We start from the raw sequence: 22,546 nt of genomic DNA on the forward strand, positions 1-22,546 counted from the left end.
CGGCACCGGTGCCGGCATCGGCGGCCTGATCGAGGCGCCCTTCGCCATCGCGGGCGGCGCCGTCGGTGCGGCCACCGGGGCGGCGGCCGGCGTGGTCGGTGGCACGCTCCAGGGCGGCCCGGTCGGCGGCCTCGAGGGGCTCGGCAGCGGCGCGGCTCGCGGCGCGCGGATCGGTGCGAATGCCGTCGATCTCGACGGCGACGTGACCACCACGGCGGCCACCCAGGTTGTTCCGCTGAGCCCGCAGCAGCAGGCGATGCTCGCCGAACTCGCCGACACCCCGGACGGCCCGGCCTTCGACCGCACCTATGCCCGCATGCAGGTGCAGGCCCATGCCATGACGGTGGCCAATTATCAGGCCTACGCCCAGTCTGGCCCGAACCCGGCCCTGCGCGCCTATGTCCAGCAGGCCCTGCCGGTCATGCAGCATCACCTGGCGATGGCCGAGCGTCTGCCGGGCGCCCGCTGAGACCGCATGATCGTCTGACGGAACGGAGCGGCGGGCCGAAAGGCCCGCCGTTTCCGCTTGTGCGCCGGCCACGGGCGCAATCCCAACGGACGGCGGAAGGACGGCTGGCGGTGGTCGGGGAACCGATCCGCGGACTCCGCCGAGGTCGGGTCGTTCGCGCCTGAGGCCGGCGCCTCACCCCCGCCGCAGCAAGCGCAGCGTGCTGTTCGGCCCATAGGCGACCCAGATCGCCTCGCAGGCCGCCGGCCGGTCGCGCCGCAGCCGGGTGTCGAGATCGTCGAGGGCGGCCTGGAGCCGGATCGAGCGGGTCTTCTGGAAGAAGTCGGCGTGGTTGAGCTGCATCTGCGACGAGAAGATCCGGAAATGATCGGCATCGATCCGAACGCCGTCGCAGGTCCGGCTGGCGAGGTCGGCCGCAAGACCGAAGAGCAGCACCGGATCCTGCGGCGTCGCCGCTTCCCGATGCGGCTGGGCCGTGAAGCCGAAGGCGATCCAGGCGATCACGGCAAGGGAAGACCGCACACTCATGGACTGGCTCATGCACCGCGAGAGGCCGATTCTGCGCCGAGAACCGAACAAGGCCAGCCCTGTTCCTGCCGTGACGGCCGTCATGTGCGCGGGCGCACGCCGGCACTCTGTCTCAGATCCGGTCGTGCTCGATCCAGGCCGGATCCATCGCCGCCGTCGCCTCGTCGAAGGGGGGCGGCTCCGGAGCCTCGCCGTGAATCAGGCTCTCGGCCTCGCCATGGTCGACCTCGCGCATTTGCTCGGCCAGAAGCGCGAGGTAGCTCGCCGCCGCGGCCGTGCCGAACAACTCGGCGAAGCGCGCATGGGCGACCGCCGTCATCGTCTCGACCACCGCCTCGGGCGGGCTGCCGGCCTCGACGGCGTTGTCGAACACCGCCCGCCAGGCCCGCGACAGGCGCTCTCGCAGCTCGAAGGTATCGTCCACGGTTCGGCCTCTCCGGGCCTTGAACGGCCTTGGCGGAGTATGGGCCGGCGGGCTCGTGCTTTCCAGGCCGGGAGGGGTAGCAACCGGCCGGTCGGGGACGATATCCGCCCCGGCGGCCGCCTTCCGGCCGTGAGGGAGACCGCACCGATGAAACTCTACGGCACCAGCCTCTCGCCCTATGTCCGCAAGGTGCTTGTCGTCCTCGCCGAGAAGGGCGTCGAGGTCCAGCACGTGCCGCTGCGCTTCCATGACCCCGATCCGCGCTTCAGAGCGGCGAGCCCCTTCGGCAAGATCCCGGCCCTGGAGGACGAGGGCTTCTTCCTCGCCGATTCCTCGGCGATCATCCAGTATCTGGACCGCAAGCATCCGGAGCCGGCGATGCTGCCGCGCGAGGCGCGCGATCTCGGCCGGGCGATCTGGTTCGACGAGCTGGGCGATACCGAGCTGTTCCCGGTGTTGATCAAGCCCTTCGTGCAGCGGTTTCTGCGGCCGCAGCTCATGAACCAGCCCTGCGACGAGGCCGTGGTGGCCAGGTGCATGACCGAGGAACTGCCGCGGCTGTTCGATTATCTGGACGGGCAGGTCGACGGGCCGTTCCTCGTCGGCGGCGCGTTCAGCCTGGCCGACATCTCGGTCGCGACCGGCTTCCACAACCTGCATCTCGCCGGCGAGGCGGTCGATCCTGAACGCTGGCCGCGTCTGGCCTCCTACGTCACGGGCATCCTCGAGCGCCCGTCATTCCGGACGGCGATCGCGGCCCGGAAGGGCTGACGAGGACACGGACGACAAGGAGAGGGGGCGGTCCCTCTCCCCCTCTCAGCGTCCGGTTTGTCAGCGCCCCGTTTGTCAGCGCCCCTTGGCGCTGCGGCGGTAGAAGCCGTCGACCTGGGCCTGAGCCTCGGCCCGGTCCCGTTCGTTGGCCGCCGCCATCGCTTGCTCTTGCAGGGTGACGATCCACTGGTCCTTCGGCCCATCCGCGGCGTCGCGGGCGAGGGTCAGCCAGGCGAGGCCGCGGGCCCGCTGCACGGCGACGCCCTGGCCGTTGATCAGCAGCTGGCCGAGCAGGGCCTGCGCCGCCGGGTGTCCCTTCTCGGCGGCGAGGTTGAACCAGCGCGCCGCCTGGCGCGGGTCCTGGGCCACGCCGGTGCCGTCGAGGTAGAGGCGGGCGAGGTTGTACTGCGCGTTCGGGTCGCCGTAATACGTCGCCGCGTAATTGAACATGTCGTAGGCGCGCTCGACGTTCGGGCGCACGTAGGAGCCCTTGATCCCGTCGAGGAAGTAGCGCCCGAGCGCCGTGAAGGCGCTCGCCACGACGCCGGCATTCGGCGCCTCCGGCCCCTCGTCGGCGTTCTCGTCGGCGATCTTCGAGAAGAACTCGAACGCCTTGAGGTCGTCGTGCGGGACGCCGTCGCCCTCCGCATACATGCGGCCGAGCTTCCACAGCGCCAGGGCATGGCCCTGGCCGGCCGCGTATTCGAGGGCGCGGGCGGCGCCTTCCTTGTCGCCCGCATTGTAGTCGCGCATGCCCGTCCGCATCGCCTCGCGGGCGTTGCGGTAGCTCGACGCGGCGGGCACCGGAGTCCGCACCGCGGCGTCGAGCGCTGCGGTCGGGCCGGCACCGGCCATCGTCAGGCCGAGGAGCGCGAGGAGGAACCGGCGGCCCGCCCGATCGGGCAGGCCGGCCTCAGATATCCGCATAGGAGAGCGTCTCCTGGGCTCCGCCCGGATGCGTCACCGCGCCGTTCACCGCCGGGCCGACGGTCTGCGCGTATTTCCACAGGTAGCCCGAGGTCGAATCGTTGGGCCGCGGCTGCCAGGCCGCGCGGCGCCGGGCCAGCTCGTCGTCCGAGAGGTCAACCGAGAGCGTGCCCTGGATCGCGTCGATGCGGATCATGTCCCCATCGCGCAGGAGGCCGATCGGGCCACCCACCGCCGCCTCCGGCCCGACATGGCCGATGCAGAAGCCGCGGGTGGCGCCCGAGAACCGCCCATCGGTGATCAGCGCCACCTTGTCGCCCATCCCCTGGCCGTAGAGGGCCGCGGTGGTCGCCAGCATCTCGCGCATGCCGGGGCCGCCACGCGGGCCCTCGTAGCGGATCACCAGGACCTCGCCCTCCTTGTAGGTGCGGGTCTTCACCGCCTCGAAGCAGGCTTCCTCGGTGTCGAAGACGCGCGCCGGGCCGGCGAAGGTCTGCTTCTCCGGCGGCATGCCGGCGACCTTCACGATCGCGCCCTCGGGCGCCAGGTTGCCCTTGAGGCCGACGACGCCGCCGGTCGCCGTGATCGGCTGGCTGGAGGGCCGGACCACGTCCTGGTCGGCGTTCCAGGCCACCTTGGCGAGGTTCTCGGCGATGGTGCGGCCAGTGACCGTCAGGCAGTCGCCGTGCAGGTAGCCGCCGTCGAGCAGCGTCTTCATCAGGAGCGGGATGCCGCCGACCTCGAACAGGTCCTTGGCGACGTAGCGCCCGCCGGGCTTCAGGTCGGCGACGTAGGGCGTGCGCTTGAAGATCTCGGCGACGTCGAACAGGTCGAACGCGATGCCGCATTCATGCGCGATCGCCGGCAGGTGGAGCGCCGCGTTGGTCGAGCCGCCGGAGGCCGCCACCACGGTCGCGGCGTTCTCGAGCGCATGGCGGGTGACGATGTCGCGCGGGCGGATGTTCTTGGCGAGCAGCTCCATCACCATCTCGCCGGCGGTGGCGCAGAACCGGTCGCGAATCTCGTAGGGGGCGGGCGCCCCGGCCGAATAGGGCAGGGCGAGGCCGATCGCCTCGGAGACGGTCGCCATGGTGTTGGCGGTGAACTGCGCGCCGCAGGCGCCGGCCGAGGGGCAGGCGACCTGCTCCAGTTCCTCGAGGTCGTCGTCGCTCATCGCGCCGACCGAGTGCTTGCCCACCGCCTCGAACAGGTCCTGGATGGTGACCGGCTGGCCCCGGAAGGTGCCGGGCAGGATCGAGCCGCCATAGATGAACACGGAGGGCACGTTGAGGCGCACCATCGCCATCATCATGCCGGGCAGGGACTTGTCGCAGCCGGCGAGGCCCACGAGCGCGTCGTAGGCGTGGCCGCGCATGGTGAGTTCCACCGAATCGGCGATGACCTCGCGGGACGGCAGCGAGGCGCGCATGCCGCGGTGCCCCATGGCGATGCCGTCGGTGACCGTGATGGTGCAGAATTCGCGCGGGGTGCCGCCGGCGGCGGCCACGCCCTTCTTGACCGCCTGGGCCTGGCGCATCAGCGAGATGTTGCAGGGCGCCGCTTCGTTCCAGCACGAGGCCACGCCGATCAGCGGCTGGTGGATCTGCTCACGGGTCAGACCCATCGCGTACAGGTACGAGCGATGCGGCGCGCGATCGGGACCCTCGGTCACGTAGCGGCTGGGCAGCTTCGATTTGTCGGTGGTGTGACGCGCGTCCATGGCCCTGTCCCGTACCGGTGGTTTCTTGAAAGGCCGGTTTTTCTCCGGTCCCGCTCCCTGCGCCGCCCTGGGACGGCTCACGCGAAACGAACCCGTTGCCGAGTCAATCCGCCAGCGCCGCCCGCGATCCCCGGGGACCGGGATGACCACGATAAATCACTGTGGGGACAGTCGTTTAACGTGACCGTTGAGGTGCCGTGGGTTTATGGCGGGAACGCGGCGGTGCGGGGGGCGGTCTGGGGCAAAGCTGGGATGCTTTCACGGTGTTGCGACCTCGCCACAGCGAAGCTTGTTGACCGAGCCCGGCCACCTGCCGATCTCCGGACCCGAACTGGAGCCGGCCAAGGCGGCCCTGTCCGATTCGCCGGTCGAAGGACGGGTTGCCCTGCCGGCGCTTTCAGGGTGTCTCGCGCGGCATGACGAGCCGATGCGCCGGGATCGGGCCGACGGAAATGGGAAGCGGGCATGCAGATCGGGGCGATCGTCCGTGGAACGGTCTGTGTCATTGGCGCCGTCACGCTCTTGGCTCTGGCAATTGTCACGGTCGTCGTGGCGATATTTCCAATGGGTGAAGACGTCATCGTGAAATCATACCCGTCGCCAACGGCGGCAATGACTGCGATTGTCGAGACAAGGGTTGGAGGAGGCGCGTTCTCGCCTTACTGCGTGTCGCGCATCTTCGTTGTCGATGGCAAAATTGGCATAAAAAAGTTGCCCGAGGCCGGCGACACGATTTTCAGTGGGGATTGCGACGCGCTTGCCGAGGGCGACTTCGCCGGCGCGGGACCCTCTCTCCCGGTCCGGTGGGATTCCGACGCGGTCCTGCGGATCCCGATCAGGCGCGATGGCACGCCAATTACGCTGCGGGGCCGCGACCGGACAGGGCGGGTCGCGATCGCGTTCGTTTTCGAGGATCCGTCCTCTCGCGCAGCCTCCGCCGCGGCGAGGCGTTGAAGCGATCGGCGGGCCTTATACCATCGGCCCAAGATGCTCACGCATCGGGCCGATGAACCATCTCAAATGTTCGATACTAAGCCAAAATCTTAGAGCGCTTCACGATCGCGTGGCCATCGCGAAGCTTCTCTCGCTGTTTGATTTTGCCGCATTTTCCGACGAATCGGTATCCGCCTCGTCGGAAGATGCTTTGGCGAAAATGGGAGAACGGAACCAAAGGTCGTTTTCTTTCGACCGTTGGTGTCAGGCCGAACGCGGCGCTGCCACCCGGTGGCGCAGCCCCGCGATCACCGCCCGGAGCGTCCCGGCCTCGGCCTCCGGCGCGTCGGTGCGGGCATAGATGCGGTCATGCACGAAGGAGAGCTTGCCGATCGTCGCCGGCGTCATCCGGAACGGATACAGGTCGGCCTGGCCCATGCTGCGGTTGAGCGAGTTCATCGCAAAGGTGAGCGGCAGCCAGGACTCGATCAGCCGGCCGAAATCCGGGCTGCGATAGGGATCGAAATCGACCTTCGCGGCGAGCGTGATCGGCGCGTGCAGAGCCGGTCCTGCCTGGAGCTTGGGCTGCACCCGCACGCCGAACTGGCTCGCCGTCTCCAGCGTGTCGACGATGTGCATGTAATGGGCCCAGGTCTCGGCGAAATCCTCCCAGGGGTGGGAGGTGGCGTAGGCCGAGACGAAGGTCTCCTGCCAGCCCTTCTTCGGCCCGTGGGCGTAGTGGCGCTGGAGCGCGGCGCCGTAATCCGCCCGCTCGTCGCCGAACACTGCGCGGAACGTGCCCAGGCAGGGATCGGCCCGCACCAGGACGTTCCAGAAATAATGCCCGATCTCGTGGCGAAAGTGCCCGAGAAGCGTGCGGTAATGCTCGCCGAACTGCATGCGCCGCCGCTCGCGCTCGACGGTGTCGGCCTCCGCGATGTTGAGGGTGATGAGGCCGTTGTCGTGCCCGGTGAGGACCGGCGGGCCGGTGAGCGACGATTCCGCCGGATCGACCAGGAAGTCGAAGGCGAGGCCGGCCGGGTCCTCGCGCCGGGACGTCAGCGGCAGGCGCAGGCGCAGCATGGCGTAGAACAGCCGGCGCTTGGCCTCCTCCACCTCGCGCCAGCGGGTGCGGTTCCAGGGCACCGACAGGTTCGGCACCACCCGGTTGTGGCGGCACGCGAGGCAGTAGGATTCCCCCGAGCCGGCGGGAACGAGCCAGTTGCAGCCGCCGGCCTCGCGGTTGGCGCAGGGACGGTACCGGCGGCGCGGATCGGCGAGGCCGCGCCAGCGGGAGCCGGCCCGGACCATCGCCGTCAGGTCGGCGAGATCGGGGTCGTAGCCCAGCCGGCACTCGCAGCTCTCGCATGTCCTGGCTTCGAAATGAGCCGGCTGCGCGCAGCTCTGGCACTGGAAGATTTTCATCGCGGGGTCCGGGCGGGCCCCGCGGGACGCCCGGATGGAAACCCGGCGGGGCCAGACTTCACCAAGGAGGTTGCCCGCCCGGAGGTTCCGTCCCGGACGGCACGGGACTTGCCTCATTTTTTCGCCATGCCACTTGGGACCGGCTTCGCGATGACGCAGAGAGACGCGGGGCCGGTGCAAGGAAGTCGCCCGTCATGCAATGCGGCGGCTGACGTGGGCCCTGCCACGGTGTAGAAGCTCAAGCTTGGAAGCCACGGAACGCGCGAACAGGCCGGCGGGCTCACCCCTCATCAATGCAGAAGGTTCGGAGTCGTCGTGTCCATCAAGGCCGCCTTGCATCACGTCACGTCCTACACCTACGATCGCCCGATCACCCTCGGGCCGCAGGTGGTGCGCTTGCGGCCGGCGCCGCATACGCGCTCGCGGATCGAGAGCTATGCCCTCAAGGTCACCCCGGCCAATCACTTCGTGAACTGGCAGCAGGACCCGAACGGCAATTGGCTCGCCCGGCTGGTCTTCCCCGAAAAGACGACGCAGTTCCGGATCGAGGTTGATCTCGTCGCCGACATGTCGGTGATCAACCCGTTCGACTTCTTCGTCGAGGACTACGCCCAGACCCGGCCCTTCGCGTATCCGGATGACCTGAAGGCCGAGCTTGGGCCTTACCTGGCGGTGGAGGCGGGCTCGCCCGAGATCGATGCCCTGATGGCGCGGATGCCGGCCGAGCCCAACACCGTGCAGTTCCTGGTGGCGTTGAACGCCCTGGTGCGCGATGCCGTGCACTACGTCGTGCGGATGGAGCCGGGGGTGCAGACCCCCGCCGAGACCCTGGCCAAGGGCAGCGGCTCGTGCCGTGACTCGGCCTGGCTGATGGTGCAGGTGCTGCGGCGCCTCGGTCTCGCGGCCCGCTTCGTCTCCGGCTACCTGCTCCAGCTCGTCCCCGACACCACCGCCGTCGACGGGCCGGCCGGAACCTCGGCCGACTTTACCGACCTCCATGCCTGGGCCGAGGTCTACGTGCCGGGCGCCGGCTGGATCGGGCTCGACGCGACCTCGGGCCTGCTGTGCGGCGAAGGCCACATCCCGCTCGCCGCGACCCCGCATTACCGCTCGGCGGCGCCGATCGTCGGCCTTGCCGACCACGCCGAGGTCACCTTCGACTTCAACATGAGCGTCACCCGGGTCGCCGAGGCGCCGCGGGTGACGAAGCCGTTCTCGGACGACGCCTGGGCCGCCCTCGACGCCCTCGGCGACCGGATCGACGCCGATCTCGCCGACCAGGACGTGCGCCTGACCATGGGCGGCGAGCCGACCTTCGTGTCGGTCGACGATTTCGAATCGCCTGAATGGAACACCGCCGCGGTCGGGCCGACCAAGCGCGGCCTGGCCGACACGCTGATCCGCCGCCTGCGCGAGCGCTTCGGTCCCGGCGGCTTCCTGCATTACGGCCAGGGCAAGTGGTATCCGGGCGAGAGCCTGCCGCGCTGGGCCTTCGGCCTCTACTGGCGCAAGGACGGCGAGCCGATCTGGCGCAACCCCGACCTCATCGCCTCCGAGACCGGGCCGCGCGAGGCCGGCATCGTCCAGGCCGAGGCGCTGATGCACAGCCTCGCCCGGCGTCTCGGCCTCGATTCCTACGTCCAGCCGGTCTTCGAGGACCCGGAATACTGGGACCGCAAGGTCGCCGATCTGCCGATCAACGTCACGCCCCTCGACCCGAAAATCGGCGACGAGGAATCGCAGCGGCGGATGGTCCGGGTCTATACCCGCGGGATCGAGAACGCCGTCGGCTTCGTGCTGCCGCTGGCCAATGTCGCGATCGGCCCCGAGCGGCACTGGGTCTCGGAAGCCTGGCAGCTCAAGCGCGGAGCGATCTACCTGGTTCCGGGTGATTCGCCCGCGGGCTTCCGCCTGCCGCTCGCCTCGCTGCCCTACGTGCCGCCGGGCGTCTATCCCTATTACGTGCCCCAGGATCCCCTGGAGCAGCGCGGCCCGCTCGCCCCCGGCAGCGCCCCCCGGCGTCATCCGGCCCCGGTCGGCGTCGCGGTCCGCACGGCGCTCGCGGTCGAGCCGCGCGACGGGGTCCTGTGCGTGTTCATGCCGCCGATCGAGCGGGTGGACGAGTACCTGAACCTGATCTCGGTTCTGGAGGAGGCCGCCGCCGAGATCGGCCAGCCGCTCCACATCGAGGGCTACGAGCCGCCCTTCGATCCGCGCCTGTCGGTGGTCAAGGTCACGCCCGATCCCGGCGTGATCGAGGTCAACGTCCAGCCGGCCAAGTCCTGGCGCGAGGCGGTCGAGATCACCACCGGCCTGTATGCCGATGCCCGCCAGACCCGGCTTGGCGCCCAGAAGTTCATGATCGACGGGCGCCATACCGGCACCGGCGGCGGCAACCACGTCGTGCTCGGTGGCGTGACCCCGGCGGATTCGCCGTTCCTGCGCCGGCCGGACCTGCTGAAGAGCCTGGTGCTCTACTGGCAGCGCCACCCGTCCCTGTCCTACCTGTTCTCGGGGCTGTATGTCGGCCCGACCAGCCAGGCGCCGCGCATGGACGAGGCGCGCCACGACGGGCTCTACGAGCTCGAGATCGCGCTTGCCCAGGTGCCGCCCCCGGGCGGGCCGGAGGTGCCGCTCTGGCTCGTCGACCGGCTGTTCCGCAACATCCTCACCGACGTGACCGGCAACACCCACCGGGCCGAGATCTGCATCGACAAGCTCTACTCGCCGGACGGCCCGACCGGGCGGCTCGGCCTGCTGGAGTTCCGCTCCTTCGAGATGCCGCCCGAGGCGCGGATGAGCCTCGCCCAGCAGGTTCTGCTGCGCGCCCTCGTCGCCTGGCTGTGGCGCGAGCCGCAGGAGGGCAGCTTCGTGCGCTGGGGCACCGCCTTGCATGATCGCTTCATGCTGCCTCATTACCTGTGGGAGGACTTCCAGTCGGTCCTCGGCGATCTCAGCCGGGCGGGCTACGCCTTCGATCCGGCCTGGTACGAGGCTCAAGCAGAGTTCCGCTTCCCGCGCTACGGCGAGGTGGAGCGCGGCGGGGTCAAGCTCGAGCTGCGCCAGGCCCTGGAGCCGTGGCACGTGCTCGGCGAGGAGGGCAGCATCGGCGGCACGGTGCGCTACGTCGATTCCTCGGTCGAGCGCCTCCAGGTCAAAGCCTCGGGCTTTGTGCTGAGCCGGCACGTCGTCACCTGCAACGGCCGGCGTCTGCCGCTCTCCGAGACCGGCCGCTCGGGCGAGGCGGTGGCGGGCCTGCGCTTCAAAGCCTGGCAGCCGGCCTCCGCCCTGCACCCGACGATTCCGGTCCACGCGCCGCTCACCTTCGACGTGCTCGACACCTGGAGCGGGCGGTCGCTCGGGGGCTGCGTCTACCACGTCGCCCATCCGGGCGGGCGCAGCTACGACACCTTCCCGATCAACACCTACGAGGCGGAAGGCCGCCGCCTTGCCCGTTTCCAGGAGCACGGCCATACCCCGGGCCGGGTGAACGCGCCGCCGGAGGAGCACCGGCGCGAGTTCCCCCTCACCCTCGACCTGCGCACGCCCCTCACCCGATGAGCGAGGCGCTGGCGGAGGCGGATATCCCGGCGCCGCCCCCTCGCGAGGACAGGCCGCGAGAGGACGGACCCGAAGAGCGGCTGGCCCGGTGGACGGCGGGCTACGCCGCCCTGCCGGGCCTGCCCGACGAGCTGGTCACCCCGGACGGCCGCTTGCGGCCGGCCTGGGACCGGTTCCTGCGCCACCTCGCCGATCTGACCGACGGCGAGATCGCTGCCCGCCTCGCCGCGGCCGGGCGGCACATCCACGAGACCGGCATCGCCTACCGGGCCTATGGCGAGGCGACCGAGCGCGACTGGCCGATCGGCGCCCTGCCGCTCCTGATCGAGGGGGCGGAGTGGCAGGTCATCGCCGCCGGGGTGGCGCAGCGCGCCGAGCTGCTGGAGGCGGTGCTGACCGACCTCTACGGCGACGGGGCGCTGGCCCGGGCCGGCCTGCTGCCGGCCGCCGCCGCCGCGGGCGATCCCGAATTCCTGCGCCCGCTCGTCGGCGTCTCGCCCCCGGGCGGGCGCCACCTGCATTTCTATGCCGCCGACCTCGCCCGCGGGCCGGACGGCGCCTGGCGGGTGCTGGCCGACCGGACCCAGGCGCCCTCGGGTGCCGGCCATGCCCTCGAGAACCGCCTCGTCATGGCGCGGGCCCTGCCGGAGGTCTACGGGGCGCTCGACGTCGAGCGCGTCGCCTCGTTCTTCCAGGCGTTTCGCGATGGCCTCGCGGCGGCGGCGACCCGGGCCGAGCCGCGCATCGGCCTGATGACCTCGGGCCCCTACAGCGACACCTATGTCGAGCAGGCGGTGCTCGCCCGCTATCTCGGCTTCTCCCTCGTCGAGGGCGACGACCTCCTGGTGCGCGACGGGATGGTGTCGATCCGCACCGTCGCCGGCCTGAAGCGGGTCGACGTGCTGTGGCGGCGCATCGACGGTGACTTCGTCGATCCCCTCGAGCTGAACGCCGCCTCCCGCCTCGGCGCGCCCGGCCTGGTCGAGGCCCTGCGATCCGGCGCCGTGGCGATGGGCAACATGCCGGGCACCGGCCTGGTCGAGAGCGGCTGGCTCGCCGCCTCGCTGCCGGCCTTGTGCGAGCGGCTCCTCGGCGAGCCCCTGCGCCTGCCCGGCCTGCCGACCTGGTGGTGCGGCGACCCCGCGCAGCGCGACGCCGTGATGCAACGGTTCGACGCGCTCGCCTTCCGGCCGGCCGCGGCGCCGGCGCAAGGGGCCTTCACCAGCCGGGCCTTCGGCGAGGGGCGCGACGCCGCCGAGACCGCGCGCCTGCGCGCCGTCCTGCGCGACCGGCCAGGCGACCTCGTCGCCCATGAGCCGGTGCGGCTCTCCACCGCCCCAGTCTGGGACGGCACCCGGCTCGTGCCCCGGCCCTTCGTGCTCCGGGTCTTCGCCGCGGCGACGCCGGAGGGCTGGCAGGTCATGCCCGGCGGCTTCTGCCGCATCTCCGAGACGCCGGACGTGCGCCCGGTGGCGATGGGTGCCGGGGTCCGCGCCGCCGACGTCTGGGTGCTGTCTCCGGATTCCACCGCCGCCCAGGCGAGCCTGCTGCCGCCGAGCGACCGGGTGGCGGTGCGCCGGGTGCCCGGCCTGCTGCCGAGCCGGGCTGCCGACAACCTGTTCTGGCTCGGCCGCCATCTGGAGCGGGCCGAGGCGGTGATCCGCCTCACCACCTGCCTCCTCGACGGGGCCGGCAGCGTCTCGATGGCCGCCGAGGACCTCGCCACCTCGGCGCGCCTGCGCGCCCTGCTGCATCTCTGGGGCGCCGCGCCGTCGCCCAAGGGAGGGGCGGCCGAGCTTGCGCATCACGCCCTGTCGGACGGAAGCCAGTGGGGATCGGCCCTCAGCCACGCCCTCTCGGCCCGGCGCAACGCCGCGGCCCTGCGCGAGCGCCTCTCCGGCGAGGCGTGGCGAGCCCTCTCCGCCCTGCGCGAGGTGCTGGAGGCGCCGGCCGATGGCACCGACTCGGAGGCCGCGCTCCTCGACCGGGCCGAGCGTGCCCTCTCCCTCACCGCGGCGCTCGCCGGCCTCGCCCAGGAGAACATGAACCGGGCCGGCGGCTTCGCCTTCGTCGACATGGGCCGGCGGGTCGAGCGGGCGGTCAATGCCTGCCGCTTCGCCCTCGATTTCGGCGGCGCCGGGGCCAGCACCGACGATCTCGGGGTCCTGCTCGACCTCGTCGATTCCCGCATCTCCTACGGCGCGCGCTATATCCTCGGCGTGGCCCTGGCGCCGGTGCGGGACATGGTGCTGCTCGATCCGTTCAATCCCCGCTCCCTCGCCTTCCAGGTCGCGTGCCTCGGCGAGCGCCTGGCCGTCCTGCCCTCCTTGCGCCAGGACGGGGTGGCGGAACTGCCGGTCCGGCTCGTGGCGGGCCTGTCGGGCGAGATCGCCGCGGCAGAAGCCGCCACCCTGCCGCTCGACACCGTCGCCGCCTGGGAGATGCGGCTGTGGGAGATCGCCGAGGCGATCGGCGCCCGCTACTTCCCGGGCGGGTCGGACGCTGCCCGGCCCGAACCCCTCACCACCCTGGCGTGAGTCCCCCGCCCTCGATGCTCTATCGCCTGCGCCATCTCACGGCCTACGCCTACCGCAACCCGGTCGGCTTCGCCCGCTGCACCTTGCGCCTCGCGCCGGCGGCGGGCGACGGGCAGGTGCCGCTCTCGCACGAGGTGGTGGTCGAGCCCGCGCCGCAGACCGCGACCGAGCGCACCGACTTCTTCGGCAACCGCACCGTGTCGCTCACCGTGGAGACCCCGCACCGGGCGTTCAGCATCGATGCCCGGTCCCGCATCCGGGTCGAGCGGCCGCCCCTGCCCGATCCCGCGACCGGTCCGGCCTGGGAGGAGGTGCGGGCGCAGGTGCTGACCTGGCCGGGCCTCGGCCCCGACGCGCCGCTGCATTTCGCGGCGCCGAGCCGGCGGGTGCCGCTTCTGCCCGAGATCACCGATTATGCGCGGGCGAGCTTCCCCCCCGGCGGCGGCGCCCATGCCGGGGCCTTTGACCTGATGCGCCGCATCCAGGCCGATTTCGCCTTCGATTCCGAGGCGACCGAGGTCGGCACGCCGCTCGCCGAGTCCTTCGCCGGGCGCCGCGGCGTGTGCCAGGACTTCTCGCACATCATGATCGCAGCCCTGCGCGGCCTCGGCCTGCCGGCGGCCTATGTCAGCGGATACCTGCGCACCCTGCCGCCTCCGGGCCAGCCCCGGCTCGAAGGGGCGGATGCCAGCCATGCCTGGGTGTCGGTCTGGTGCGGGGAAGGCTGGATCGGCCTCGATCCGACCAACGGCATCGGCGTGCAGAACGACCACATCGTCGTGGCCCGCGGCCGCGACTATGCCGATGTCGCGCCGGTGGCCGGCATCATCGCCGGATCGGGGGCGCAGAGCCTCACGGTCGCGGTGGACGTGGTGCCGGAGGAGGAAGAGGTGGGCGGGCCGGGCTGATGCGCTGAACTCGGGGAGGCGAGGGCCCCGGCCCGCGGGGCGACACCCGCCGAGTGCCGTCGATCGGACGGGACAGGGCCGGCGTGGCGAGAGGCACCCTGGGCTTGTTTCCCGCCCCCGTCCTCAACTTGGATCAATCTCCGGCGATTTCGGGGTGTCGCCGGCAGAAGGGGCCGCGGCCCCGCCCGGGGAAGGCCGCAGGGGAAGGCCGCAGCGGTGCGATCCGACGGCGCCCGGGTCGCTCGTCGTCCCTGTCTACTTGCGGCGCGCCTTGCGGGCGGCGTAGCGGGCGTCGCGGGCGGCCTTGCGCTCCGCCTCCAGGGCCGCTTCGCGCTCCGCCGCCTCGGCGGCCTCGCGCTCGGCGCGGGCCTTGGCCTCGGCCGCTTCGGCGGCGAGGCGCGCGGCCTCGGCCTGCTTGGCGGCCTCGCGCTCAGCGGCGCGGGCGGCGCGGGCCTCGGCGATCTTCTGGCGTTCCGCCAGGCGGGCCTGGACCTCGGGGTCGTCGGCGGCGGGCTTGGCCCGGAACTTCTCCAGCAGGGCCTTCTTCGCGTCCGCGGACGTACTCCGCCGATCGTTGAAGTTCTGGTCCTTGAAGCCGGCCATCGTGTTCGTCTCGTCGTCCTGCGTGCGAAGGCGCGCCCGTTCTCGAGGGCCGCGCCGGGATCCGTCATGGGCTGTCCGGCTCCCGCTTGCGCGCGAGAGGCCGCCGCATGTGCTCTAGCGCCGACGGCGTCCGGTTTCAAAGCCAAAGACGCCGCGGCCGGCGACGGACCGGCCGGAACCCCGCCCGCTCGGCGGAAAACCGGCGCCCGGGGTCAGGGGATTATCAAGGTTTCCCCGGCAGGGTCTCGGAACGGTGGCGAGCTCTCGCCGGAGGAGACCCCATGCGTGCGATCGTCCTCGATGATGCCGAGCTCAACAATCTCCTGATGCTCGAGGCGCTGCGGCCGATCGGGGATTGCCAACCGCAGAGCTTCACGCGGCCGGCGGACGCGCTCGCCTTCGCGCAGGCCCATACTGACGAGATCGGGATCGTCCTGACCGATTACGAGATGCCGGGCATGGACGGCCTGGCGGTCATCCGCGCCTTGCGGGCCCTGCCGGGCTTCGCCCATGTGCCGATCGTGATGGTCACGAGCTTCGACCAGCGGGCCCTGCGCCGGTCCGCCCTGGAGGCCGGCGCGACCGACTTCGTCAACAAGCCCTGCGACCCGGTCGAGATCCGGGCCCGCGTCAGCAACCTGCTGGCGCTCCGCCGGGCCTACAAGACGGAAGCCGCGCAATCGGCCCGTCTCGCCGAGGAGGTCGCCGCGGCGGTCGCCCTGGTCGAGGCGCGCGAGCGCGAGATCGTCAACGTCCTGATGCGCGCGGCCGAGCACCGCGACACCGATACCGGCGACCACGTCGCCCGGGTGGCGAACTACACCGTGCTGATCGCCGAGGCGATGGGCCTGCCGCCCGAGCAGTGCCGGCTGATCAGCCTGGCCTCGACGATGCACGACGTCGGCAAGATCGCGATCCCCGACGCGATCCTGCTCAAGGCCGGCCCCCTCACGCCCGAGGAGCGCCGGGAGATGGAGCGCCACGCCGAGCGCGGTGCCCGCATCCTGGCCAACAGCTCCTCCGACGTGGTGCGGCTCGCCGCCGAGATCGCCGTCAGCCACCACGAGCGCTGGGACGGCAAGGGCTATCCGAGCGGGCTGTCCGGCGAGGCCATCCCGCTACCGGGCCGCATCGTCGCGGTGGCGGACGTGTTCGACGCGCTGACCAGCGACCGGCCCTACAAGCGCGCCTGGACCCTGGAGGATGCCCACGCCTTCCTGCTGCGCGAGGCGGGCGCGCATTTCGATCCGGCGGTCGTCGCCGCCTTCCTGTCCCGCTGGGACGCCGTCGCGGACCTGGTCGGCCGCGCCGCTAGCCGGGCCGCTTGAGGCACAGGGCCGTGACCACCGGAATGAGGGACGCGCCGGAGGCGCCGGTCGCCGCGATCGGCTCGGGACAGAACCGGGCGCTGCGCGCCCGTTTGATCCGCGTTGCGGAGGAGGCCACCCATCCGCTGCCGGGCCGGGCGGCTGCCGGCGCCGGCCCGGCGACGACCGGGCCCGCCGAGGCTCGTCCGGCTGCTCCCGCGAAGGCCGCCGCGTCGGCTCCGGCGCCGTCGATGCCGGCCCGGAGCCTTGCCACCCGCCTCGGCCGGGTCGTGCTCGGCGCGGTGATCGTCGCCCTGGCGGCCGGCACGACGATCGGGGCCTGGCACGAGACCGACCGCTACGCCTCCGACACCCGACGGTCGCTGCGGGATCTCGCCCGCGTCTTCGCCGCCGCGGCGGCCGGGCCGGCGGCGGCCGACGACGTCGCGGGCGCCCACGCGGCCCTGCGGGCGATCGCGCAGGTGAAGGGCATCGTCTATGCCGGGCTGACCCGGCCGGACGGCTCGCCGCTCGCCGAGCAGGGCAGCGGCCTGCGGCTCGCCGACGATCTCGACCTCGACAAGGAGGACATCAGCCCGCTCGCCCTCGTCCTCACGCATACGGTGAAGGTGAGCGTGCCGGTGGTGGAGAATGCCCGCACTGTCGGGCAGGTGACCCTGATCGCCGACAGGGCCGACCTCGTCGTGCGGCTCTGGGCCGTGGTGCGCAACGCCCTCCTGACGGCGGCGCTCGCCATGGCGGTCGGCTTCGCGGTGGCCTGGCGCCTCGGCCATGCCCTGACCCGCCCGCTGACCGCGCTCGCCCGCACCATGGATGCGGTCCGCGAGAACCACGATTATGCCCGCCGCGCCGTCCTGCCCCCGGGCGCCGAGTCCCGCGACGAGGTCGGCCGGCTGGCGACGAGCTTCAACGGGCTCCTCGACGCGGTGCGCGAGCGCGACCACCGCCTGATCGAGCACCAGGGCCGGCTGGAGCAGGAGGTGAGCGACCGCACCCACGATCTCAGCGTGGCCAAGGAGGCGGCGGAGGCCGCCAACAGCGCGAAGTCGTCCTTCCTGGCCACCATGAGCCACGAGATCCGCACGCCGATGAACGGCATGCTGGTGATGGCCGAGCTGCTGGCCGCCGCCGAGCTGCCGGCGCGCCAGCGCCGCTACGCCGAGGTGATCGCCCGCTCGGGGCAGAGCCTGTTGGCGATCATCAACGACATCCTGGACTTCGCCAAGGTCGAGGCCGGCAAGCTGACCCTGGAGCGCATCGCCGTCGACCCGGCCGAGGTCGCCGACACTGTCGTGACCCTGTTCGGCGAGCGGGCCCGGGCCAAGACCCTCGACCTCGCGGCGATCGTCGATCCGGACGTGCCGCGGGCGATCCACGGCGACCCGGTGCGCCTCGGCCAGGTCATCGGCAACTTCGTCAACAACGCCCTCAAGTTCACCGAGACCGGCCACGTCCTGGTGCGGCTCGCGACGACGGACCGGGGCGGGACCCTGCGCCTGAGCGTCACCGATACCGGCATCGGCATCCCGGCCGAGACCCTGCCGACGATCTTCTCCGCCTTCTCCCAGGCCGACGGCTCGACGACCCGGCGCTTCGGCGGCACCGGTCTCGGCCTGTCGATCGCCGAGCGGCTCGTCGCCGCCATGGGCGGGCGGATCGGGGTCGAGAGCGAGGTCGGCCGCGGCTCCACCTTCTGGGCCGAGATCCCCCTCGACGTCATCACGGCGGCGGAGGCGGTGTCGCGGCGGGGAGGGATCGTCCCGGCGGTGGTCGTCGCGGTCTCGGGCAAGGCCACTGGCCTCGCCCTCACCGAAGGTCTCCTCGCCGCCGGCTTCGCGCCCGGGGAGACCGGGGAGGGGGCGCACCACATCGTCGAGGCCACCGCCCTCGCCCGGGCCGGGCGCCGCCCGGCCGGGGCCGGCCGGGTCGTCGCCATCGCGCCGATGGGCGAGCCGAGCGGCGCCACGGTGCTGTCCTCCGGTCTCGCCGACGCCCTGCTGCGCTGGCCGCTCGCGCAAGGCGAGTGGCGCCCGGCCCTGGCGGCGCTCTCGACCGGGGCGACCTTCGCGGGCATCGGCGCCGAGGCCGGCCCGGTCGCCTCCCTGCCGCGCTTTCCCGCCGCGCGGGTGCTGGTGGCGGACGACAACCCGGTCAACCGCGAGGTCGCGGTCGAGGCCCTCGGGCGCCTCGGCGTCACGCAGGTCGTCACCGTGGAGGACGGTTTCCAGGCTCTCGAGGCGGCGCGCGATGGTGGGTTCGATCTGATCCTGATGGACGGCTCGATGCCGGGCCTCGACGGCTTCGACGCCGCCCGGGCGATCCGGCAATGGGAGGCGGCGGAGGGCACGGCGCGCATCCACATCGTGGCGGCCACCGCCCATGTCGTCGGGACCGCGGCCGGGGCCTGGCGCGAGGCCGGGATGGACGGCGTGCTCGCCAAGCCCTTCACCCTGACCGACCTCGCCCGCACCCTGGCGGCGGCCATCGGAACGAGCGGGGAGGTGGGCGCCGTGGCGGACCCGGCCGAGGCCCCGGTGACGGACCCCAGGGGGACGGACGTGTCCGCGCCCGTGGCGCTCCTCGATCCCGACACCCTGGCGGGGCTCGCCGAGATGGCGGAGGGCTCCGGCTCGGCCTTCGTCGAGCGGGTGCTCGGGCTGTTCGCCGCCCATGGGCCAGACGGCCTGGCGGCGCTGCGGGCGGCCGGCGACGCCGAGGCGGCGGGCCGGGCGTCCCACGGGCTCAAGTCGATGAGCCTCAATGTCGGCGCCGCGGCCCTGGCCGCGCATCTGCGGGAGATCGAGCACGCGGCGCGGGTCGAGGGCCGGACGCCGGACGAGGCGACCCTGGCGCCGCTCGAGGGCCTGCTGACCGACAGTATCGCGGCGCTCTACGGGCATTTCGGCATGGACCGTCCCGCGCCCGCCCTGCGCGATGCGGCCTGAATTCCAAGACGGCCCGTCGCCGCGGCCGGACCCATCGGGCGCGCCGCAGCGTTACTGTCGTCAGCCACGGCTACGCTCGCCGGGCGACGGGAGTCTCGGAACACATGGCCCATGAGAGCAGCGGCGCGATCTACACCGCCGCCGGCGCCAACCTGGCGATCGCCGTGGCGAAGTTCGCCGGCGCCTTCTTCACCGGCAGCAGCGCGATGCTGGCCGAAGGCGTGCATTCGGTGGTGGACACCGCCAACCAGATCCTGCTGCTCGTCGGTCTGAAGCGGGCGCAGAAGCCCGCGGATGCCCGCTTCCCGTTCGGCTACGGCCGCGAGGTGTATTTCTACGCCTTCCTGGTGGCGCTCCTGATCTTCCTCGGCGGCGGCGCCTTCGCGGTCTACGAGGGGATCCACAAGCTCCAGCATCCCGAGCCCGCCGCCGACGCGGTGATCCTCGGCCGGACCATCCCGGGCTCTGTCGTCAACCTGGCAATCCTCGGCTTCGCGGTCCTGGCCGAGGGCTATTCCTGCTTCGTCGCCCTCAAGGCGTTCTGGGGCGAGAAGGGCGAGCGGCCGCCGATCACCGCGATCCGCCGCAGCAAGGACCCCGCCCTGTTCACCGTGCTGGTCGAGGACGTGGCGGCCCTGACCGGCCTCGTGGTGGCGTTCGCCGGCGTGATCCTGGCCGAGATGCTGGACAAGCCCGCCTTCGACGGCCTCGCCTCGATCGTGATCGGCTTGATCCTGATCGGCATGGCGATCTTCCTGATGATCGAGACCCATGGCCTGCTCGTCGGCGAGGCGGCGGAGCCCGAGCTGGTCGCCGGCCTGCACGCGATCGTGCGGTCCGAGCCGGGGGTGGATCACGTCAACGAGGTGCTGACCCAGCATCTCGGCCCCGCCGACATCCTGGTCAATGTCAGCCTCGACATCGACGACCGGCTCAACGGTGGCGAGGTCGAGCGGCTGGTCGGCCATCTGGAGACGCGGATGAAGGGCTTGAGCTCCAAGGTCCGGCGCGTCTTCATCGAGATCCAGGCCAAGGACAGCCAGGCCAAGGACAGCCAGGGCCACCACGGCGCGGCCGCCCGGCCGTCCGACAGGGTGGCCTGATCCCGCGTCGGTCCTCCGTCCGACTGCAACCGGCGGTCGGATCGAGGCCAGAACTCGCGCCATGGCTCTCCGCTCGGAGGCGTGCGAGCGATAGATTTTTATGCAATTATTGGCAATGTAAGATCGCGAATTACAACCTTGGGTATATTCAATTTGATTGTTTCACGCTGAAATCCACAGGAACTACATCATTTGACCGTTGCGTTGCTGCTGCCAGCTTGCAGGTGGGCGCGAGACTTGCCACCAAGTCTCAGGGACCGAGTGATCGCGCATGGGGACTTGGTGCGTGACGGCCCTCAAGAAGACCGAGTGGCGGCGCGGCGCCGGATCGGCCCACTGCAACGCCGCCGCCCACCACACTCTCAAAGCGGAACTCCTATGATGTCAGACGTGGATACTCAGGATCAGGAGCCGGGCGAACTCGTCACGCTCACAGCCGATATCGTGTCGGCCTACGTGTCGAAGAACTCGGTGCCGGTCGCGGATCTCGGCAGCCTGATCGCCGCCGTTCACGCCTCCCTCGAGCGCGTCGCCGCGCCGCCGGCGCCCGAGCCTGAGAAGCCCACGCCGCCGGTGCCGATCCGCAAGACCGTGACGCCGGACTACATCATCAGCCTGGAGGACGGGAAGCCGTACAAGTCGCTCAAGCGGCACCTGACCACGCGCGGCCTCTCGCCCGAGCAGTATCGCCAGAAATGGGGCCTGCCCCACGATTACCCGATGGTCGCCGCCACCTATGCGGCCCAGCGCTCCGAACTCGCGAAAAGCTCGGGGCTCGGCCAGCAGCGCAAGAACCGCGGGCGGTAAGGGCTCCCACGCGCATCTGCGGTCGTGTGCCGACCGCCTTGTGTCGCGACGTCAGGCGGCGGGTGTCCCGCCGCCTGACGCGCAGGTGCCGGTTCGCGCAACTCGGGCGACACCCGCTCGGTCACTCCGGGTCCGCGACAGCGGGCCCGGAGTGCCGAGGCGCGCGTGACGTCAGCCCGGAGTGCCAAGTCCGTCGGCGATGCAGGGGGATGTCCGGTCCGCCTCGCGCCGCCCTCAGGCCGCATCCGGATCCCGCGGTGCGGCCGGGGCGAACAGGTCCTCGGGAGGATCGACGACGATCTGCCGCCCGGCGATGTCGATCTCCGGCACGAAGGTCTTGGTGAACGGCAGGAGCGCCGGACTGCCGCCTTTGGCCGGCACGATCTCCAGGAGATCGCCGCCGCCGTAATTCGGCACCGCCCGCACCGTGCCGATGGGCGAGCCGTTCCGGTCGACCACCGCCAGCCCGACGAGATCGGCGGCGAAGAACTCGTCCTCGTCCTCCGGGGCGCCGAGGCGCTCGCGCGCGACGTAGAGAGCGAGCCGGTTCAGGCTCTCGGCGCCGTTGCGGCTGGAGATGCCCGCGATGCGGGCGATCAGCAGGTCGGGAGCCCCCGCGGCGGAGCGCAGGGACTCGATCTCGATCACACGGCCGTCGGCACCGCTGAGCAGGCCATAGGAGCCGATCGCCGTGGGGTCGGCGGTGTAGGATTTCAGCCGTACCTCGCCGTTGAGGCCGTGGGCGCGGCCGAACTCGCCGAGCAGCACGAATCCGGGATCGGTGGCGATCCCGGATTCGCCCCGGGCGGGCGCAGGACCGGCGCGTTGCGGTGCCGGTGCGCCAGCGCCCCGGCGCGGATCGGTGCCTCCGCGGTCGGGTCCCCTGGGGACCCGATCTCCGGGGGGGCGGGCGTCGGGGCGGCGTGCCACGGTTGGGCGCTTACTCGGCCGAGGCGGCGGCGGCCTTCTCGGCCCGGGCGGCGGCGCGCTCCTTGGCCTTGGTGCCGGGCTCGGCCTTCTGCGGGTTGCTGCGGCTCGGGCGCTTGGCGAGGCCGGCGGCGTCGAGGAAGCGCAGGACGCGGTCGGTCGGCTGGGCGCCCTTGGCGAGCCACGCCTGGACCTTCTCGGTCTCGAGGATCACGCGGGCCGGATCGTCCTTCGGCTTCATCGGATCGTAGGCGCCAACCTTCTCGATGAAGCGGCCGTCGCGGGGGGCGCGGGCGTCGGCGACGACGATGCGGTAATACGGGCGCTTCTTGGCGCCGCCGCGGGTGAGGCGAATCTTGAGGGACATGGGTCTCTTCCTGTTTCTCGGGGTTCGAGGATCGTTCGACGTCGTGGGCGGGTGGGGCCTCGAGGCCCCGTGCCACCTACTTCTTCTTGCCGAAGGGGAGGCCGCCGAGGCCGGGCAGGCCCGGGAGCTTGGCTCCCAGGCCCGGCAGGCCGGGGGCGGCGGGAGGCGCCTTGCCGGCAGGGCTTGCCGGCAGCTTGCCGGCTTGGCCGGGCGCCTTGGAGCCGCCGAGGCCGGGCGGCATCGGCGGAAGGGAGGTGCCGGGC

The 22,546-nt window shown here is 71.7% G+C and carries 18 protein-coding genes and 1 pseudogene; 10 read left to right on the plus strand and 9 right to left on the minus strand.

Annotated elements, in window-relative coordinates:
* Nucleotides 1-469 (plus strand): DUF4142 domain-containing protein (locus VP06_RS24045; protein WP_048466331.1); only part of this gene is annotated, 469 nt, incomplete at its 5' end.
* Between the two features lie 174 nt (nt 470-643).
* Here the strand turns inward: VP06_RS24045 and VP06_RS24050 are convergent.
* Together VP06_RS24050 and VP06_RS24055 are read right to left on the minus strand one after the other, a co-directional pair.
* Nucleotides 644-997, minus strand: a complete 354-nt coding sequence (locus VP06_RS24050; RefSeq protein ID WP_048466332.1) for a hypothetical protein — start codon at nt 995-997, stop codon at nt 644-646.
* A gap of 112 nt (nt 998-1,109) precedes the next feature.
* On the minus strand, nt 1,110-1,421 hold the full coding sequence (locus tag VP06_RS24055; RefSeq protein WP_053082013.1) for a hypothetical protein: 312 nt from the start codon (nt 1,419-1,421) through the stop codon (nt 1,110-1,112).
* Between the two features lie 147 nt (nt 1,422-1,568).
* Here VP06_RS24055 and VP06_RS24060 point away from each other — a divergent pair, with 147 nt between their 5' ends.
* Nucleotides 1,569-2,192 carry a glutathione S-transferase family protein gene (locus VP06_RS24060; RefSeq protein ID WP_048466333.1) on the plus strand — a complete coding sequence of 208 codons (624 nt, stop codon included), beginning with the start codon at nt 1,569-1,571 and terminating at the stop codon, nt 2,190-2,192.
* Nucleotides 2,193-2,267: 75 nt separating this feature from the next.
* Here VP06_RS24060 and VP06_RS24065 read toward each other — a convergent pair whose 3' ends face one another.
* Complete coding sequence (locus tag VP06_RS24065; RefSeq protein WP_048466334.1) at nt 2,268-3,119, minus strand: tetratricopeptide repeat protein; 852 nt, start codon at nt 3,117-3,119, stop codon at nt 2,268-2,270.
* Nucleotides 3,106-4,839, minus strand: a complete 1,734-nt coding sequence (gene ilvD / locus VP06_RS24070) for a dihydroxy-acid dehydratase (protein ID WP_048466335.1) — start codon at nt 4,837-4,839, stop codon at nt 3,106-3,108. The genes VP06_RS24065 and ilvD overlap by 14 nt, the downstream gene beginning before the upstream one ends.
* A 465-nt stretch (nt 4,840-5,304) precedes the next feature.
* On the opposite strand from ilvD, the gene VP06_RS24075 reads away from it, so the two are divergent.
* Complete coding sequence (locus VP06_RS24075) at nt 5,305-5,793, plus strand: hypothetical protein (protein WP_048466336.1); 489 nt, start codon at nt 5,305-5,307, stop codon at nt 5,791-5,793.
* A 243-nt stretch (nt 5,794-6,036) separates the two neighbouring features.
* Here the strand turns inward: VP06_RS24075 and VP06_RS24080 are convergent, their stop codons facing one another.
* Complete coding sequence (locus tag VP06_RS24080; RefSeq protein ID WP_048466337.1) at nt 6,037-7,197, minus strand: zinc-binding metallopeptidase family protein; 1,161 nt, start codon at nt 7,195-7,197, stop codon at nt 6,037-6,039.
* A 315-nt stretch (nt 7,198-7,512) separates the two neighbouring features.
* Between VP06_RS24080 and VP06_RS24085 the strand changes: the two genes are divergently transcribed.
* The 3 genes from VP06_RS24085 to VP06_RS24095 are packed head-to-tail and all read left to right on the plus strand — an operon-like array spanning nt 7,513 to nt 14,203.
* On the plus strand, nt 7,513-10,758 hold the full coding sequence (locus tag VP06_RS24085) for a transglutaminase family protein (RefSeq protein WP_048466338.1): 3,246 nt from the start codon (nt 7,513-7,515) through the stop codon (nt 10,756-10,758).
* The gene (locus VP06_RS24090; RefSeq protein WP_048466339.1) at nt 10,755-13,295 is read left to right on the plus strand and encodes a circularly permuted type 2 ATP-grasp protein; all 2,541 of its coding nucleotides are present in this window, start codon (nt 10,755-10,757) and stop codon (nt 13,293-13,295) included. Before VP06_RS24085 ends, VP06_RS24090 begins: the two co-directional genes overlap by 4 nt.
* A 14-nt stretch (nt 13,296-13,309) precedes the next feature.
* The gene (locus VP06_RS24095; RefSeq protein WP_048466340.1) at nt 13,310-14,203 is read left to right on the plus strand and encodes a transglutaminase family protein; all 894 of its coding nucleotides are present in this window, start codon (nt 13,310-13,312) and stop codon (nt 14,201-14,203) included.
* Between the two features lie 255 nt (nt 14,204-14,458).
* Here the strand turns inward: VP06_RS24095 and VP06_RS24100 are convergent, their stop codons facing one another.
* Nucleotides 14,459-14,806, minus strand: coding sequence for a DUF6481 family protein (locus VP06_RS24100; RefSeq protein ID WP_048466341.1), 348 nt, complete (start codon nt 14,804-14,806; stop codon nt 14,459-14,461).
* Between the two features lie 281 nt (nt 14,807-15,087).
* On the opposite strand from VP06_RS24100, the gene VP06_RS24105 reads away from it, so the two are divergent.
* The 4 genes from VP06_RS24105 (at nt 15,088) to VP06_RS24120 (ending at nt 20,989) form a co-directional block, all read left to right on the plus strand.
* Entirely contained in the window at nt 15,088-16,134 is a 1,047-nt protein-coding gene (locus VP06_RS24105) for an HD-GYP domain-containing protein (protein ID WP_048466342.1), read from the plus strand.
* 11 nt (nt 16,135-16,145) lie between these two features.
* A complete protein-coding gene (locus VP06_RS24110; protein WP_245291292.1) occupies nt 16,146-19,079 on the plus strand; it encodes a hybrid sensor histidine kinase/response regulator in 2,934 nt (977 codons plus the stop codon).
* 104 nt (nt 19,080-19,183) lie between these two features.
* On the plus strand, nt 19,184-20,182 hold the full coding sequence (locus VP06_RS24115) for a cation diffusion facilitator family transporter (protein WP_048466343.1): 999 nt from the start codon (nt 19,184-19,186) through the stop codon (nt 20,180-20,182).
* Nucleotides 20,183-20,563: 381 nt separating this feature from the next.
* Nucleotides 20,564-20,989 (plus strand): Ros/MucR family transcriptional regulator, encoded by a 426-nt coding sequence (locus tag VP06_RS24120; protein WP_048466347.1) that lies wholly within the window; start codon nt 20,564-20,566, stop codon nt 20,987-20,989.
* A gap of 234 nt (nt 20,990-21,223) precedes the next feature.
* On the opposite strand, the gene rimM is transcribed toward VP06_RS24120, so the two are convergent.
* The 3 genes and pseudogenes from rimM to VP06_RS36605 form a co-directional block, all read right to left on the minus strand.
* Nucleotides 21,224-21,919 carry a ribosome maturation factor RimM gene (gene rimM, locus VP06_RS24125; protein ID WP_082167592.1) on the minus strand — a complete coding sequence of 232 codons (696 nt, stop codon included), beginning with the start codon at nt 21,917-21,919 and terminating at the stop codon, nt 21,224-21,226.
* A gap of 10 nt (nt 21,920-21,929) precedes the next feature.
* Nucleotides 21,930-22,283 (minus strand): 30S ribosomal protein S16, encoded by a 354-nt coding sequence (rpsP, locus tag VP06_RS24130; RefSeq protein WP_048466344.1) that lies wholly within the window; start codon nt 22,281-22,283, stop codon nt 21,930-21,932.
* 76 nt (nt 22,284-22,359) lie between these two features.
* Nucleotides 22,360-22,546: pseudogene (locus VP06_RS36605) on the minus strand (signal recognition particle protein); the annotation flags it as partial.

It is taken from the genome of Methylobacterium aquaticum, assembly GCF_001043915.1.
Lineage (GTDB): Bacteria > Pseudomonadota > Alphaproteobacteria > Rhizobiales > Beijerinckiaceae > Methylobacterium > Methylobacterium aquaticum.